The sequence below is a fragment of the Prosthecodimorpha staleyi genome (assembly GCF_018729455.1).
In the GTDB taxonomy this organism is placed as follows: domain Bacteria; phylum Pseudomonadota; class Alphaproteobacteria; order Rhizobiales; family Ancalomicrobiaceae; genus Prosthecodimorpha; species Prosthecodimorpha staleyi.
Window position 1 is genome coordinate 408,720 of the sequence record NZ_JAHHZF010000002.1, and the last position, 15,294, is coordinate 424,013.

The window sequence follows — 15,294 nt, forward strand, 5'->3', positions numbered from 1 at the left end:
TTCGTCATTAGTTCAGTAATTCAAAACAATGTGACGAGGCGTGACCCGACGCGAGTCGCCTTCTCGCCGCAAAGCCACGTATACTCTTTCATGACGCGCCGAAGAGGGCGTCGACCGGGTCCGCCGATGGTCGGGGGTCCGGTGCCACGCCGGGCGAACCCGGCGGCCGGAACGATGATGCGGTCGAAGGGGTTACCCCTGACACGTCTCGGTCCGGCATCCAACGGAGGAAAGGGCGCTTCCATGGCCCGCACGCAGTCCCTCGCACCGCTTGCCGCTCTCGAAGGTGGCCTTTCGCGCTACCTCAACGAGATCCGGCGGTTCCCGATGCTGGAGCCGCAGGAAGAGTACATGCTCGCCAAGCGCTATCACGAGCATGCCGATCCGTCCGCGGCCGAACGGCTGGTCACGTCGCATCTGCGCCTGGTGGCGAAGATCGCGATGGGCTATCGCGGCTACGGCCTGCCGATCTCCGAGGTCATCTCGGAAGGCAATGTCGGCCTGATGCAGGCGGTGAAGCGGTTCGAGCCCGAGAAGGGCTTCCGCCTCGCCACCTACGCCATGTGGTGGATCAAGGCCGCCATTCAAGAGTATATCCTGCGCTCGTGGTCGCTCGTGAAGATGGGCACGACCGCGAACCAGAAGCGGCTGTTCTTCAACCTGCGCAAGATCAAGGGCCAGATCCAGGCGCTTGAGGAAGGCGATCTGAAGCCCGAGCAGGTGACCCATATCGCCGTCAAGCTCGGCGTCTCCGAGGAGGAGGTCATCTCGATGAACCGCCGCCTCGGCGGCGACGCCTCGCTGAACGCGCCGTTGCGCGCCGACGAGGACGCCTCCGAGTGGCAGGACTGGCTCGTCGACGAGAGCGCCAATGCCGAGACGCGGCTCGCCGAGGATCAGGAGCTCGATAGCCGCAAGTCGCTCTTGAAGAATGCGCTTTCGGTTCTGAACGACCGCGAGCGGCGCATCTTCGAAGCGCGTCGCCTGGCCGAGGACCCGGTCACGCTTGAGGATCTGTCGACGGAGTTCGGCGTCAGCCGCGAGCGCGTCCGGCAGATCGAAGTGCGGGCCTTCGAGAAGGTCCAGGAGGCCGTTAAGGCCGGCGCCGTGGGCATGATGGCCCGCTGACGCGACCGACATTCATCGTCGAACGGGGCTGGATCCGGACCGGATCCGGCCCCTTTTGCTTTTTGGCCTGCCGTTCTCGCGCGATGGCCTGAGGCACCGCGAGGCCCGGCGCCGGCTCCGGTCCGGCGCACGGCCTGCCGATCCTTGCGCGGCGCAACGGCCTTGCGGGGACGAGCGTCCCGCCGCCCCGCGGTTCGGCGTCCGCCGGTCAGGCCGTGACGCCGAGGGTGGCGCCGAGCGCCGATTTCGAGGCCTTGGAAGCCGAGAGATAGACGCTCGCCGCATCGGAGGCGGCGTTGCTCGTCCCCTCCAGGGCCGCGCCCGCCTCCTCGGACAGCGCTTTCGCATATTTTCCGAGGAGCTTGAACGGGTTGCCGTCCGGCTTCTCGCCCGACAAGGCGGCATCGAAATAGGCCTGCAGCTTCTGCAGGATCTCGTCCGACTTGCCGGTGTCGTCGGTCGACGAGGTCGCGGTGGCTGCGGCCAGTTCCGAGATGTAGCTCTTCAGGCTCTTGCGGGTCGAATCCGTGGCCAGGTCGGCCGGATCGGTCGTCGTGGCCGTCTTGGTGCGCTGTTCGGCGGCGCTGAGCAGGGCGCCGAGCGCGTTGCTGGTGCCCGAACTGCCGGTCGGCACGAATTGCCGGGCCGACTTGGCCCCGAGCGTCGAGGCATCGACGCCGGCTTCGTTGCTTCCCGCGCTCTTGGTGCTCTTGCGGCTCAGCAAATCCGCCACTGTGCGCCGGACCGACCCGCTGACGATCGTGTCTGCCATGATGTTTCGCCTTCCTTCTGCCCGTCCGTCGGGCGGGGATGAGAAGGTCAATGCACAGGCGATGCCAAATTGGGACAGCCGTTCGCCGGATCGACCGACGGCCCGGGCCGACGCAGGGGCGGAAGGCGGCAAAGCAGGCTTCCGGTGGCGCCCGGTCGCGGCTATGAATGCGCCTCCCTACCCCATGCGAGACCTCCATGCCCGACGCCACCCGCCGCCTGCCCGCCTCCGCCTTCGCCTATCGGGACGGCGAACTCTGCGTCGAAGGCGTCGCCCTCGCCCGGATCGTCGAGGCGGTCGGCACACCCTTCTATTGCTATTCGGCCGGCCGCCTGCGCGAGCGCGCCCGCGCGCTCAAGGCAGCGCTCGGCCCGCTCGGCGTCGACATCCATTTCGCCATGAAGGCCAACGGCAACCAGGCGGTGCTGGCGCTCTTCGCGGCCGAGGGCATTGGCGCCGACATCGTTTCGGGCGGCGAACTGGCCCGGACGCTGGCCGCCGGCATCCCGCCCGGCCATGTGGTCTTCTCCGGCGTCGGCAAGACGGCCGGCGAGATCGATGCGGCGCTGGCCGCCGGCATCCACCAGATCAACGTGGAATCCTTCGAGGAACTGCATCTGGTCGAGACGCGCGCAGCCGCACGCGGGGTCGTCGCCGATGTCGCCCTGCGCATCAATCCGGATGTCGATGCCGAGACCCACGCCAAGATCACGACCGGCAAGAAGGACAACAAGTTCGGCATCGATGTCGACCGGCTGGCCCGGCTCGACAACGAGCTGAAGGCGCTCGCCCATGTCCGCGTGGTCGGTCTGGCGATCCATATCGGCTCGCAGATCATGTCCGCCGGCCCGTTCCTGGCCGCCTACCGGACGCTGCTGGCCGCCGCCGATACGCTGAAGGCGCGCGGCGTGCCGCTGACCCGGCTCGATCTCGGCGGCGGCTTCGGCATCCCTTACGAGAACGAGTTGGAATTCTCCTTCGCCGACCTGGCCGGAGCCATCCGCGAGACCGTCGCCGGCAAGGGCTATGCGCTCGCCGTCGAGCCCGGCCGCTCGCTGGTCGCCGATGCCGGCGTGCTGGTCAGCCGCGTCGCCTTCGTCAAGGATGCCGGCCACATGCAGTTCGCCGTGCTCGACGCGGCCATGAACGACCTGGTCCGGCCGGCCATGTACGAGGCCCACCACGACATCGTGCCGGTCCGCGCGCCGGCGGCGGGCGCCGTGCCGGTCGAATACGACGTGGTCGGCCCGATCTGCGAATCCTCCGACACCTTCGCCCGGCGGCTGAAGCTCGCCCCGCTCGCCGCCGGCGATCTGGTCGTGCTGGCGACCGCCGGCGCCTATGGGGCGACCATGTCGTCGACCTATAACGGCCGCGCGCTGATCCCGGAGGTGATGGTCGACGGCGACCGCTTCGCCGTGGTCCGGCGCCGGGTCGAAATCGCCGAGCAGATCGGCTGGGACAGCGTGCCGGATTTCATCGCCGCCCCGAAGGCCCCCGACGCGGCGGCCTGACGGCGGGGCGCGGCTCGGCGCCCCGCCCTCCCCACTCGGCCTCTCCCCGCTCGGCCCCGTCAATTCGGCAGTTTCGGCACGACCGCGTAGCTGTCGAGCGGCGGGATGGTGTCGATCAGCTTCTTGGCCTTCAGGAAGGCGGCGAAGCGGGTGTAGCGGGTGGCGTCGAGCGCGGCCGGGCGCTTGGCGAAACGGGCCAGCGTGTCGAAGAAGGCGCGCCGGTTCAGTTCGTCGTCGAGCTTCGGATCAGCCTTGCGGAACACCGCCCAGGCCTCGTCCGGGTTGTTGGTCAGCCACAGCGTCGCCGCCTCGACCGCCTCGACGAAACGGCCAAGCTTCGGGTCGGCGGCCCGGTCGCGCCGGGCGATGTAGATCAGTTCGTCGTAGGGCGGCACGCCGGCCTCCTCGGGGAAGAAGGCGCGGCCCTTCTTGCCAGCGAGATCCAGTTCGGTCAGCTCGAAATTGCGGTAGCCGCTGACCACGGCATCGACCTGACCGGCGCTCAGTGCCGCCGTCAGGGCGAAGTTGACGTTGATCAGTTCGACATCCTTGAGCGACAGGCCGACGCTCTCCAGCATCGCGCCGAGCTCGGCATCCTCGAAGCCGGAGACCGAATAGCCGACCTTGCGGCCCTTCAGGTCCTTCAGCGTCTTCACCGGTCCGTCGGCGAGCACGATCACGGTGTTGAGCGGGGTTTCGACCAGCGTGCCGAAGCGCACCAGCGGCAGGTTCTCGGCGACCGCCATGTGCAGGCTCGGCTGGTAGGAGATGGCGATGTCGGCCTGGCCGGCGGCGACCAGGCGCGGCGGCGCCGCCGGGTCGGCCGGGGCGATCAGGTCGACATCCAGGCCGGCCTTGGCGAAGAAGCCCCTGTCGCGGGCCACCACCAGCGGGGCGTGATCGGGATTGACGAACCAGTCGAGCGCGACCGAGAGCTTGTCGGCGGCGGCGGCCGGCAGGGCGGTGAGGCCGAGCGCGGCGGCCAGGGCGAGCGACGCGAGAAGGCGGGGCATCGTTGGGAGACTCCGTTCGGGAGAGCGCGGGAGGATCAGCGGTCCGTCTCGTCCAGCCAGGGCAGGAGACGGTCGGCGAGGAGATCGGCGGCCAGCCGCAGGACGACCGCCATGGCGACGACGAGCGCGAGGGCGGCGAACATCACATCGGTCTGCATGCGCGCGTTGGCGTGCATCATGATCAGGCCGAGGCCCGACGAGGCGCCGACCCATTCGCCGACGATCGCGCCGATCGGCGCCACGGCGGCGGCCATGCGCAGCCCGGTGACCAGGGCCGGCAGCGCGGCCGGCACCTGGATCAGCGCCAGGGTCCGGGCCCGGCCGGCGCCGTAGAGGCGGGCGAGATCGAGGAGGCCGGGGTCGGTCCGCTCGATGCCGTCATGGAAGGCCGAGGCGACGGGGAAGAAGATGATCACCGTCGCCATCACGATCTTCGAGGCGAGGCCGAAGCCGAACCACAGCACCAGCACCGGCGCGATGGCGAAGACCGGCATGGACTGCAGCACGACCACGAAGGGCGTCACCACGCGGCTCGCCGCCGGCACATAGCCCATGAACAGCGCGGTGGCGACGCCGGCGAGGATGCCGGTGACGAGGCCGAACAGGATCTCGGTCAGCGTGACCAGCGCATTGGGCCACAGATCGCCCCAGCGGCGGATCAGCGCCAGGACGACCCGGTCCGGCCCCGGCAGCAGGAAGGGTTCTGGTGCCAGCACCAGCACCACGCTCCACCAGATCGCCACCAGGGCGACCATCACCAGCGCGAGATCAAGGACGAAGCGCCGCCCGGACGCCCGGCGCCTTGAGGAGGCCGGCGGGGTGCGCGAAGCGGCCGGTTGGGCCGGGGTGGCAACGCGTTGGGCGACAACGCGGGTGGCAGCGGCAGGGCTCGGAGCCGCCGGGCTGGCGCTGGCGAGCGGCGGCACAGCGGCCGGGCGGGCCGGCTCGGTGGTGGTGCCTGCTGCGGCGGGCGGCCGCTCGGCGATGAAAACAGCCATGGATCTCCTGCTCCTGTCGCGGGAGATCCGGGAGATTCTTGTCTGCGAAAGCCGGTTGATCCCGTCCCTTCGCCGGCATGACCCGGATCAGGTTCAAAGGGTCCGGCGCCGCAGCGCCATCTCAGCTCCAACCGGGAGCACCCCTCGGACTGGCATACCATGGCCCGGAATCGCGCCGGGGACAAGCCCCCGCAGCGATCCGGCTATCGCGTCGACCGGATCGGCCGATGCCGGCTCAGAACACGACCAGGGGCGAGACCATCACGTCGGGGTCGGCGCCGGTGGTGGTTCCGGGCTTCAGATAGGCGCGCTGGGTCACCGAGACGCTGGCGACGCCCGAGAAGGTCGACCTCCTGAAGACCGCCACGATCCCCGCACAGTCGGCAGTGTCGACGACCGTCACGGTGCCGCGAGGAACGAAGAAGCCCTTGTTGCCGCGCGAGGTCAGCCACGCATTTCGGCGCGTGGTGCCGTCGGCAAGCCCGAGGCCGGCCAGAGCGAGGGAGAGCCCAGGGGCCAGCGCACCGGATTTTCACAACGATATGCTGACCTCCAGATCGTCCCTGCAGGGCGGCACGATCCTGTCGTCAGATGGAATTCACGGTGTTTCGCCATGATCTTACGGACCGGCGACACGGAACCCCAAGGCAGGTCCAACGCCCTGACCGGAACGGATGCCACCGGAACGGACGGCGGCGCGGGATCGGTACCGACGCCGGCGCCCGACCGGGATTCGGGGGCTGGGGCCGGGTTCAGCCGCCCTGCGCCCAGGCCGTCAGCGCGTCGGCCACGACGCGGTCGCCGGCGCCGTTCTTTTCCAGGGTCAGGATGCCGCGCTTGCCGTTGTCGAACAGGATCGGAATGTCGATCCAGCCGCGCTCCTTGAGGAGGCCCAGATTGCGCTGCTTCTCCGCCTCCGGCGCCGACAGGGCGATCCAGAAGAAACCGGCCGAGATGCGCGCTGCCGCCCCGACCAGCGGATCGCCGCGCGCCGTCTCGGTCTGCTTCAGGATCAGGCCGGGTACGTTGGAGACGCCCTTGTTGTCGAAATCCGCCGGAACCTCGAACTTCAGCTCGATCAGATGGCTGGCCGGAAACGAATTGTCCGAGTTGGGCTGGATCGACAGGTTCAGGACCAGGCCGCGGTCCGGCACTTCGACCCGCGCCTTGATCATGGTGACCGGCGGCTTGCCGGCACCGGGGCTCTCGCGCACCGTCCGCCAGACGACACGGCCCGCATTGATCTGGTTCTGCGCCGAACCGCCGGCCCCCTCCTCCAGGAGCTGCGCCTTCTGGGCGATCGGCGGCACCGCCGCATCACCGCCGCCCGGGACAACGGCCGTCGACCCGCCGCCCGGCGCAACCGCAACCGTCTGGCGTCCGCCGGCCTCGCTCCCGCCGGTCGCCGGCTGGCCGGTCGCGCCTGTCGCCGGCTGAATCGACGGTGTCGAGGTGATCGGCTGGGTGGTGACGACCTTGACACCGTTCTGGGCATTGGCGGTCGTGCGGCCGGGACTGGTGCCGTCCTCCGGCGCCAGACGATCGGTCACCTTCGGCGTCAGCGTCTTCTCGTTGGACGGGCGCTGGCCGGTGCCGCCTGACAACCGTTCCGTTCCGAAATAGGCCGCGACCTGATCGCGCTTGGTCCACAGCGCCACGGTGCCGACCGCAACCACCAGAGCGGCGACCGATAGGCCGACGATCAGCGGCATCCGTTTCGGCTTTTCCGCCTCAAGCAGCGGATCGGGTTCGGCCCGCCGGCCCTTGCGGCCCTTCATCCGGCCCGTCGGCGGGGGTTCCGGGGTCACGTCAGGCACGGCCGGGGCCGCGGCTTCCTCGGGATAGTCGGGTTCGGCGGGCTCGGGAGCCGGCGCCGGGGCGGCGGGGGACGGCGCGCCGTCCACCGCGTAGCCGACCATGTCGGCATCGGTGATCGCAGCCTCGTGCTCCTCAGCCGGGGGCGGCGGGGCAGCGGGTGGCGCGGTTCGTGTCGGTATAGACACGACGGGACGTGCGATCTCCTTGAGGCTCAGACGCTTCCGTTCGACGCCGCCGGTCGGCGGCGTCGGCGCCGGGCGGTCGTCCTCGTGCGTGTCCGCAGGCGGCGCCGGCGGCACGACGGCCGCATCGAACCGCGACCGCGACGACGTCGGCTCCGTCTCAACGGATGCCGCGCGGCTCGGCGCTCGCGTGAACCCGGTCGGCGCCGGTCTCGATGTCTCGATCGGCTCGGCCATGGAACCGCGGCCGGCCGATTCGGGCGAGCGGGTGACGGTCGGGCGCGACGGGCGCGCCGCAGGGCCGGCCGTGGGCGCAGACGGCGTCGGCGCACCGGTCGCCGGTGCAGCCGCGGGACCGGGCGCGGCCGTGGCCGTGCGGGCGATACCGCCGCCCGCCGGCACGGTGCTGGTCGGGGGGGTCGGTGCCGGCCGGGCCGCGATCGGACCGGGTACGGGCGGACGCGGCGGCGCGGGTCGCGCGGGTGTGGACGTCGTCGGCGCGGCCGGCGGTTCGGGGCGCGTCTCGGGGCGCGGTTCCGGCGCCTGACGGTCGCGGCCCTCCGTCGGACCGGCGATCGTGCGGGCCGTCGGCGCGGCCGGGCGCGGGGTCGGCGCTGCCGGACGCGCCGTCGGCGCCGGCCGACTCGACGTGAGGCCGGTCGGCGCGGTTGCCCCGGTCACGGCGCGATTCAGCGATTGCGCCAGAATGCCCTTGGCGGCCTCGCCCTCGACACGGCGGATGGCATCTTCGAGTTGCAGACGCTGTTGGGTGATTTCGGAGGCGCTGAGCGGCGGATCGAAGGACTTCAGCTGCGTGACGAGCGCCGCGCGAGCCTTCTCATAGACCGCGCGGCGCGCCTCGCCGGTCGGTTCCGGGAGGGCACCGATCGCCCGTTTGAGGATCGCATGATAATCCGCCATCACCAGCCTCTGAGGCACCAGCCACGCGGATCGAGCCGCCGCGACCGATACCGGACCTGACCATTCGTCCCGCATCCGGGCGCATCAACGCCCGAATCACCCGCCCGCCTCTCCAGTCCCCGAGGGAGACGCCCGCGCGCCGCCCAAAGGTCGTCCAGGAAACTGCGCCGCTCGCCTTCGGATGCCGATCTTTCGGTCAACCTCCAGCTGTTCCCCACTGCGTCAGTCCTGGAACGGGTCCTGGACAAGAATGGTATCCTCCCGTTCGGGGCTCGTCGACAACATTGCGACCGGCGCCCCGATCAGTTCCTCGATATAGCGCACATACTTGACGGCCTGAGCCGGTAAATCGGCCCAACTGCGCGCACCGCGCGTCGAACCGCCCCATCCTTCGAGCGTCTCGTAGATCGGCTCGACCCGCATCTGCGCCGCCTGGCCGGCCGGCAGATAGTCGATCTCCTGCCCGTCGAGGCGATACTTCACGCAGATCTTGATCTCTTGAAGGCCGTCGAGCACGTCGAGCTTGGTCAGCGCGATGCCGCGAATGCCCGAAACTTGGATGGTCTGCCGGACCAGCACCGCATCGAACCAGCCGCAGCGCCGCTTGCGCCCGGTCACGGTGCCGAACTCGTGGCCGCGCGTGCCGAGGAACTCGCCGACCTCGCCGGTCTGCTCGGTCGGGAACGGGCCCTCGCCGACGCGCGTCGTATAGGCCTTGGTGATGCCGAGCACATAGCCGACCGCGCCCGGTCCGAGGCCGGAGCCGGTCGAAGCCTGGCCCGCCACGGTATTGGACGAGGTCACGAACGGATAGGTGCCGTGGTCGATGTCGAGCAGAGCGCCCTGGGCACCCTCGAACAGAATGCGGTCGCCCGCACGGCGGCGCTGGTCGAGCAGCCGCCAGACCGTATCCATGAAGGGCAGCACCTTGTCGGCGACCGAAGAGAGTTCTTCGATCAGCGTCTCGGCGGCGATCTCGGGCTGACCGAGGCCGCGACGGAGCGCGTTGTGGTGCGTCAGCAGGCGGTCGATCTTGCCCGGCAGGCTGGGCAGGTCGGCGAGATCGGTGAGACGGATGGCGCGCCGGCCGACCTTGTCCTCATAGGCCGGGCCGATGCCGCGGCCGGTCGTGCCGATCCGGTTGCCGGGATTCGAGCTTTCGCGCTTCTGATCCAGCTCGCGATGAAGCGAGAGAATCAGCGTCGTGTTCTCGGCGATGCGCAGATTGTCCGGTCCGACGACGACGCCCTGGCCGCGCAGCTTCTCGATCTCGGACAGGAGCGCATGCGGATCGAGCACCACGCCGTTGCCGATCACCGCGAGCTTGCCCGAGCGCACAACGCCGGAGGGCAGCAGCGAGAGCTTGTAGGACGTCCCGTCGATCACCAGGGTGTGGCCGGCATTGTGACCGCCCTGGAAGCGGACCACCACATCGGCGCGTTCGCTCAGCCAATCGACGATCTTGCCCTTGCCTTCGTCACCCCACTGCGACCCAACCACGACTACATTGGCCATCCTGCGCTTCCCTGCCCCCGTGCTCCAATCGCGTGAACCATCGCCGCCTCCCTTGCCGGAAGGTGCCGGGCTCCAATCGCGACCATTGGCGTGAACGCCCCGGAACCGCGCAGCTCTGAATGGGGAACATCACCCGACCCCGGCGCGGCATCCAGCCGCCCCGGACGGAGCGACGGTGGCGGACTATAGACCCATTGTGGCAGCGGCGCGACCCCGATGCGCGCCGGAGGCGCCCGTCGCGACACACGAATGCACGTTACCGAAGCTGACGCAGCGTTCGCCGTAAAACTTCATTATCGGTTCGCCGGTAGGGTTCCGAAAGAATGGCGTCGGCGCGGACCGGCGGCCGCGGGGCGGGGCTTGCGGGCCCCTGCGGGAGGGAAGCGCATGCGCATCGTTGTCGCAGACGCCAGCCGCGTCGTCCTGAAGATCATGATCAAGCTGCTGACCGAGCATGGCCACGCCGCCTTCGGCTTCACCACCGGCGAGGAGGCCCTCGCCAAGCTGGTCGAGGATCCGACCATCGACGTGCTGATCACCAGCCTGGAACTGCCGGGCATGTCCGGCTTCGAACTGTGCTGGGAGTGCCGGGTGCTGACCAAGCGCGAGCAGCAGCTCTATATCCTGGCCATGTCGTCGCTCGCCGCCCACGAACGCCTCGCCGAGGCGCTCGACAGCGGCGCCGACGATTTCATCGGCAAGCCGCCCAATCCGGAGGAGCTGTTCGCGCGCCTGCGCGCGGCGGAACGCTTTGCGATGACCCAGCGCCAGCTGGTGCGCCTCGCGACGCGCGATAGCCTGACTGGCTTGCTGAACCGCCGCGCCTTCTTCGAAAACGCCGAGACTCTCGCCGAGCGCCGCGGCGATCAGCCGATCGCCGTCCTGATCGCCGATATCGACTGGTTCAAGCGCATCAATGACACTCACGGCCATGATGCCGGTGACCAGGTGATTGCGGCCGTGGCCGAGCGGATCCATCTGGCCGATGCCGTGGTCGGGCGGATCGGCGGCGAGGAATATGCCCTGGTCGTGCGCGAGGGCCGGCCGTCCCGCATCTGGGAGATCGCCGACGGCCTGCGCCGCGCCGTCGCCGACACGCCGGTTCAGACCAGTCTGGCGGCCGTCCCGGCCACGATTTCGGTCGGTACCGCGATCCTGCAGCCCGACGAAACCGTCGACACCGCACTGCGCCGTGCCGATACGGCGCTCTACATGGCCAAGCGCGCGGGCCGCAATCGGATTGTCGCCGCCGACGGCGAACAGGTCGTCCCCCTGCCGCAGGTCGTGGCCCCGGCGATCAAGACGGAGGTGACCGTCCTGGCCTGACCGGCCGGCATCGACGCGCCGATCTGCTGCGATCGCGTTTTCGGGTCGTCTGGGCCGCCGGATCGGCCTATCAGGTCCGCACCCGCCACCAACCGGACCGAACCGATGCCGCTGCGCGCCTGGGGCCTTCTTGTGACCCTGTCCGTCCTTTGGGGCGGAACCTTCCTGTTCAACCGCCTCGCCGTCGGCGAAATCCCGCCGACCACATTGGTGCTGGCCCGGGTCGGCCTGGCCGCCCTGGTCCTGGTTGCGATCCTGTCGGCGACCGGAGGGCGCCTCACCTTCGACCGCCGCCGCCTGATCGATTATTTCGGGATGGGGCTGCTCAACAATGTCATCCCCTTCGTCCTGATCGTCTGGGGCCAGAAGACCATTGCGGCCGGCCTGGCCTCGATCCTCAATGCCACGACGCCGATCTTCGCGGTGCTGCTGACCCACTGGATGACCGACGAGAAGGCGACGCCCGCCAAATTCGCCGGCGTCCTGGTCGGCATCCTGGGCGTCGCCGTGCTGGTCGGGCCGGGCCGGATCGACTTTGCCGGGACCGAATTCCTGGCCGAGCTTGCCTGCCTGGGCGCCGCGGTCAGCTACGGCTTCTCGAGCGTCTGGAGCCGGCGCTTCCGCGGCAGCCCACCTCTGGAGACCGCGACCGGCCAATTGACCGCCTCGACCGTGATCCTGCTGCCGCTGTCGCTCTTCGCCGACCAGCCCTGGACGCTCGCGACGCCGGGCACCACCGCGCTTCTCTGCGTGGCGGCCCTCGCCATCCTGTCGACCGCCCTCGCCTATCTGATCTTCTTCCGCATCGTCGTGATCGCGGGGGCGACTTCGGCGATGCTGGTCACGCTGCTGATCCCGCCGAGCGCGATCCTGCTCGGCTGGCTGGTGCTCGGCGAACGGCTGGCGCCGCAGCATTTCGCCGGCATGGGTCTGATCGCTCTCGGCCTCCTGACCATCGACGGCCGGCTTCTGAAAGCGATCGCGGCGCGGCTCCGGTCGACCTGACCGAAACCCGCGCCGCGTGCTGGTTCGAAGATCGTGCCGGAGATCAGAAGCGCAGCGGCTTGACCTGCAGCACGTTCGGCAGCTTGCCGACCGCCGCGATCACGTCATCGCCCGGCACGCCGTCGACGCCGATCAGCGCGATGGCATCCTCGCCCGGCGCGGTGCGGCCGACCGCGAAGGTGGCGATGTTGATCTCCGCCTTGCCGAGCACCGTGCCGAGATTGCCGATGAAGCCCGGCTTGTCCTTGTTGGTGACGTAGAGCATCGAGGGCTGGAACTCGGCATCCATCTGGATGCCCTTGATCTCGACGATGCGCGGCTTGCCGTCCGAGAAGACGGTTCCGGCGACCGCGCGCTCCTGGCGCTCGGTCTTGATGGTCAGGCGCAGCAGGCTGTCGAAGGTGCGCTGGTCGTCGCGGCGGACCTCCTCGATCGCGATGCCGCGGTCCTTGGCGACCGCGGGTGCGGAGACCATGTTGACGCTGTCCATCAGCGGCTTCATCAGGCCCGCCAGCGCCGCGGCGGTCAGCGCGCGGGTGTTCATCTTGGCGACCTCGCCCTCATATTCGAGGCGCACACCGACCAGGCCGGTCTCGGTCAGTTGGCCGGCGAAGGAGCCGAGCAATTCGGCGAGCTTGACGAAGGGCGTCAGCTTGGGCGCCTCCTCGGCCGAGATCGACGGCATGTTGAGGGCATTCTGCACCGCGCCCTTGGTCAGGTAGTCCGACATCTGCTCGGCGACCTGAAGGGCGACATTCTCCTGGGCTTCCGTGGTCGAGGCGCCGAGATGCGGCGTGCAGACCACGTTCGGATGGCCGAACAGAGGATTGGCGGAGGCGGGTTCCTCGACGAACACGTCGAAGCCCGCACCGGCGACATGGCCGCTGTCGAGCGCGGCGCGCAGGGCCGCCTCGTCGACCAGACCGCCGCGCGCGCAGTTGATGATGCGCACGCCCTTTTTGGTCTTGGCGATGTTCTCGGCCGACAGGATGTTGCGGGTCTTGTCGGTCAGCGGCGTGTGCAGGGTGATGAAGTCGGCGCGCCGCAGAAGCTCGTCGAGATCGACCTTCTCGACGCCCAGTTCCACGGCCCGCTCCGGGGTCAGGAAGGGATCGAAGGCGATGACGCGCATCCGGAGGCCGATGCCGCGGTCGGCGACGATCGAGCCGATATTGCCGCAGCCGATGATGCCGAGCGTCTTGCCGGTGATCTCGACGCCCATGAAGCGGTTCTTCTCCCACTTGCCGGCCTGGGTCGAGGCATCGGCGGCGGGAATGTCGCGGGCGGTGGCGAACATCAGCGCGACGGCATGTTCGGCCGTGGTGATCGAGTTGCCGAAGGGCGTGTTCATGACGATCACGCCACGGGCCGTGGCGGCCGGGATGTCGACATTGTCGACGCCGATGCCGGCGCGACCGACCACCTTCAGGCGCGGCGCCTTCTCCAGGAGCTTGGCGGTGACCTTGGTGGCCGAGCGGATGGCGAGGCCGTCATAGTTGCCGATGATCTCGGCGAGCTTGTCCTTGTCCTTGCCGAGATTGGGCTGGTAGTCGACCTCCAGGCCGCGGTCCTTGAAGATCTGGACGGCGGTAGGCGACAGCGAATCGGAGATCAGAACGCGGGGAGCCATGGGGGTATCCTCGAAGGGGGCCGGGGCGGCGCACCGTCCGATCGTCCGTCAGGGGCTTGCGACTCGAGCCCTCGCAGACGCATCGCTCCACCCGATACGGCCGGCGAAGGCTCGGGGAGGCCCCGGGCCGAACGGCGGAGACGGCGCCTTGCCGCCTTGTAAATGGGAGACTCTGGGAAAGGGGCCGGCGCGATCGGCCGACCCGGGTGCCGGAACGACCGTCAGGCTGCCTTGGCGAGCGCCGCCTTGGCTTCCGCGAAGGCCCAGTCAAGCCATGCGGTGAAGGCCTTGAGGTCGGCCGTCTCGACGGTCGCGCCGCACCAGATGCGCAGGCCGGCCGGGGCGTCGCGATAGGCGCCGAAGTCGAAGCCGACCTTCTCCTTCTCGAGCATCGAGACGATCTGCTTGGCGACCGCCGCCACGGCGTCAGGGCCGCGCGCGGTCACGTCCGGATCGGCGATGACCAGACAGACGGAGGTGTTCGAGCGCGTCTCCGGCGCCTTGGCGAGATGCGCGACCCAGGACGAGGCGGCAACCCAATCGGAGATCACGGCCGCATTGGCGTCGGCCCGGCCGATCAGGCCCTTCAGGCTGCCGACCGACTTCGCCCAGAGGAGCGCGTCGAGATAGTCCTCGACCGCCAGCATGGACGGGGTGTTGATGGTCTCGCCGATGAAGATGCCGTCGATCAGCTTGCCACCCTTGGTCATGCGGAAGATCTTCGGCAGCGGCCAGGCCGGCTTGTAGCTTTCCAGCCGGGCGACGGCGCGCGGCGACAGCACGATCATGCCATGCGCCGCCTCGCCGCCGAGTACCTTCTGCCAGGAGAAGGTGACGACATCGAGCTTGGCCCAGTCGAGATCCTGCGCGAAGGCGGCCGAAGTGGCGTCGCAGATCACCACGCCCTCGCGGTCGGCGGCGATCCAGTCGGCATTGGCAACGCGCACGCCGGAGGTGGTGCCGTTCCAGGTGAAGACCACATCGCGGGTCTTCGTGTCGACGGCGGCAAGATCGGGCAGCTCGCCGTAGGGGGCGGTGAAGACGCGCGCGTCGGCGAGCTTCAGCTGCTTCTGAACGTCGGTGATCCAGCCCTCGCCGAAGCTCTCCCAGGCGATCATGTCGACGCCGCGCGCACCGAGCATCGACCACATGGCCATCTCGACGGCACCGGTATCGGAGGCTGGGACGATGCCGATCTTGTAGTCGGCCGGAACGCCGAGGACTTCGCGGGTGAGGTCGATGGCCTGCTGGAGCTTGGCCTTGCCCGGCTTCGAGCGATGCGACCGGCCGACGAGCGCGTCGGACAGGGCCGTCACGGACCAGCCGGGACGCTTGGCGCAGGGGCCGGACGAAAAATGGGGGTTCGCGGGCTTTGTGCCCGGACGCAGTATCGCGGTCATGTATCCATCCTCTCAGATGGGCGCCCCTCGGTGGGGAGGGGTCTCCCGCCGTCCGCAGTACAGGAGGCGGGA

Annotated in this window: 14 protein-coding genes and 1 riboswitch; of the genes, 6 read left to right on the forward strand and 8 right to left on the reverse strand. The window is 69.3% G+C overall.

The window, feature by feature from the left end; genetic code table 11:
• The first annotated feature begins 243 nt into the window (after positions 1-243).
• Positions 244-1,128: an RNA polymerase sigma factor RpoH gene (gene rpoH / locus KL771_RS04875; RefSeq protein WP_261967420.1), complete on the forward strand. Its 885-nt coding sequence runs from the start codon at positions 244-246 to the stop codon at positions 1,126-1,128.
• Between the two features lie 208 nt (positions 1,129-1,336).
• Here the strand turns inward: rpoH and KL771_RS04880 are convergent, their stop codons facing one another.
• Entirely contained in the window at positions 1,337-1,900 is a 564-nt protein-coding gene (locus KL771_RS04880) for a hypothetical protein (protein ID WP_261967421.1), read from the reverse strand.
• Between the two features lie 197 nt (positions 1,901-2,097).
• Between KL771_RS04880 and lysA the strand changes: the two genes are divergently transcribed.
• The gene (gene lysA, locus KL771_RS04885; RefSeq protein ID WP_261967422.1) at positions 2,098-3,414 is read left to right on the forward strand and encodes a diaminopimelate decarboxylase; all 1,317 of its coding nucleotides are present in this window, start codon (positions 2,098-2,100) and stop codon (positions 3,412-3,414) included.
• A 59-nt stretch (positions 3,415-3,473) separates the two neighbouring features.
• On the opposite strand, the gene KL771_RS04890 is transcribed toward lysA, so the two are convergent.
• The 4 genes from KL771_RS04890 to KL771_RS04905 form a co-directional block, all read right to left on the reverse strand.
• Complete coding sequence (locus KL771_RS04890) at positions 3,474-4,427, reverse strand: ABC transporter substrate-binding protein (RefSeq protein ID WP_261967423.1); 954 nt, start codon at positions 4,425-4,427, stop codon at positions 3,474-3,476.
• A gap of 35 nt (positions 4,428-4,462) precedes the next feature.
• Positions 4,463-5,425, reverse strand: a complete 963-nt coding sequence (locus KL771_RS04895; protein ID WP_261967424.1) for an ABC transporter permease — start codon at positions 5,423-5,425, stop codon at positions 4,463-4,465.
• A gap of 47 nt (positions 5,426-5,472) precedes the next feature.
• Positions 5,473-5,580: riboswitch (TPP riboswitch) on the reverse strand.
• 80 nt (positions 5,581-5,660) lie between these two features.
• Positions 5,661-5,828 (reverse strand): hypothetical protein, encoded by a 168-nt coding sequence (locus KL771_RS04900; RefSeq protein WP_261967425.1) that lies wholly within the window; start codon positions 5,826-5,828, stop codon positions 5,661-5,663.
• A 349-nt stretch (positions 5,829-6,177) separates the two neighbouring features.
• Complete coding sequence (locus tag KL771_RS04905) at positions 6,178-7,344, reverse strand: hypothetical protein (RefSeq protein WP_261967426.1); 1,167 nt, start codon at positions 7,342-7,344, stop codon at positions 6,178-6,180.
• Between KL771_RS04905 and KL771_RS04910 the strand changes: the two genes are divergently transcribed.
• Both KL771_RS04910 and KL771_RS04915 read left to right on the forward strand, forming a co-directional pair.
• The gene (locus KL771_RS04910) at positions 7,343-7,972 is read left to right on the forward strand and encodes a hypothetical protein (protein ID WP_261967427.1); all 630 of its coding nucleotides are present in this window, start codon (positions 7,343-7,345) and stop codon (positions 7,970-7,972) included. The two genes, KL771_RS04905 and KL771_RS04910, sit on opposite strands and share 2 nt — an antisense overlap.
• 149 nt (positions 7,973-8,121) lie before the next feature.
• Positions 8,122-8,406: a hypothetical protein gene (locus tag KL771_RS04915; protein ID WP_261967428.1), complete on the forward strand. Its 285-nt coding sequence runs from the start codon at positions 8,122-8,124 to the stop codon at positions 8,404-8,406.
• A 162-nt stretch (positions 8,407-8,568) separates the two neighbouring features.
• Here the strand turns inward: KL771_RS04915 and KL771_RS04920 are convergent, their stop codons facing one another.
• The gene (locus KL771_RS04920) at positions 8,569-9,861 is read right to left on the reverse strand and encodes an adenylosuccinate synthase (protein WP_261967429.1); all 1,293 of its coding nucleotides are present in this window, start codon (positions 9,859-9,861) and stop codon (positions 8,569-8,571) included.
• A 387-nt stretch (positions 9,862-10,248) separates the two neighbouring features.
• On the opposite strand from KL771_RS04920, the gene KL771_RS04925 reads away from it, so the two are divergent.
• On the forward strand, positions 10,249-11,187 hold the full coding sequence (locus KL771_RS04925; protein WP_261967430.1) for a GGDEF domain-containing response regulator: 939 nt from the start codon (positions 10,249-10,251) through the stop codon (positions 11,185-11,187).
• A 105-nt stretch (positions 11,188-11,292) separates the two neighbouring features.
• A complete protein-coding gene (locus tag KL771_RS04930) occupies positions 11,293-12,192 on the forward strand; it encodes a DMT family transporter (RefSeq protein WP_261967431.1) in 900 nt (299 codons plus the stop codon).
• A gap of 43 nt (positions 12,193-12,235) precedes the next feature.
• On the opposite strand, the gene serA is transcribed toward KL771_RS04930, so the two are convergent.
• Together serA and KL771_RS04940 are read right to left on the reverse strand one after the other, a co-directional pair.
• Entirely contained in the window at positions 12,236-13,822 is a 1,587-nt protein-coding gene (gene serA / locus KL771_RS04935) for a phosphoglycerate dehydrogenase (protein WP_261967432.1), read from the reverse strand.
• Between the two features lie 221 nt (positions 13,823-14,043).
• Positions 14,044-15,222, reverse strand: coding sequence for a phosphoserine transaminase (locus KL771_RS04940; protein ID WP_261967433.1), 1,179 nt, complete (start codon positions 15,220-15,222; stop codon positions 14,044-14,046).
• Between the last annotated feature and the right edge of the window lie 72 nt (positions 15,223-15,294).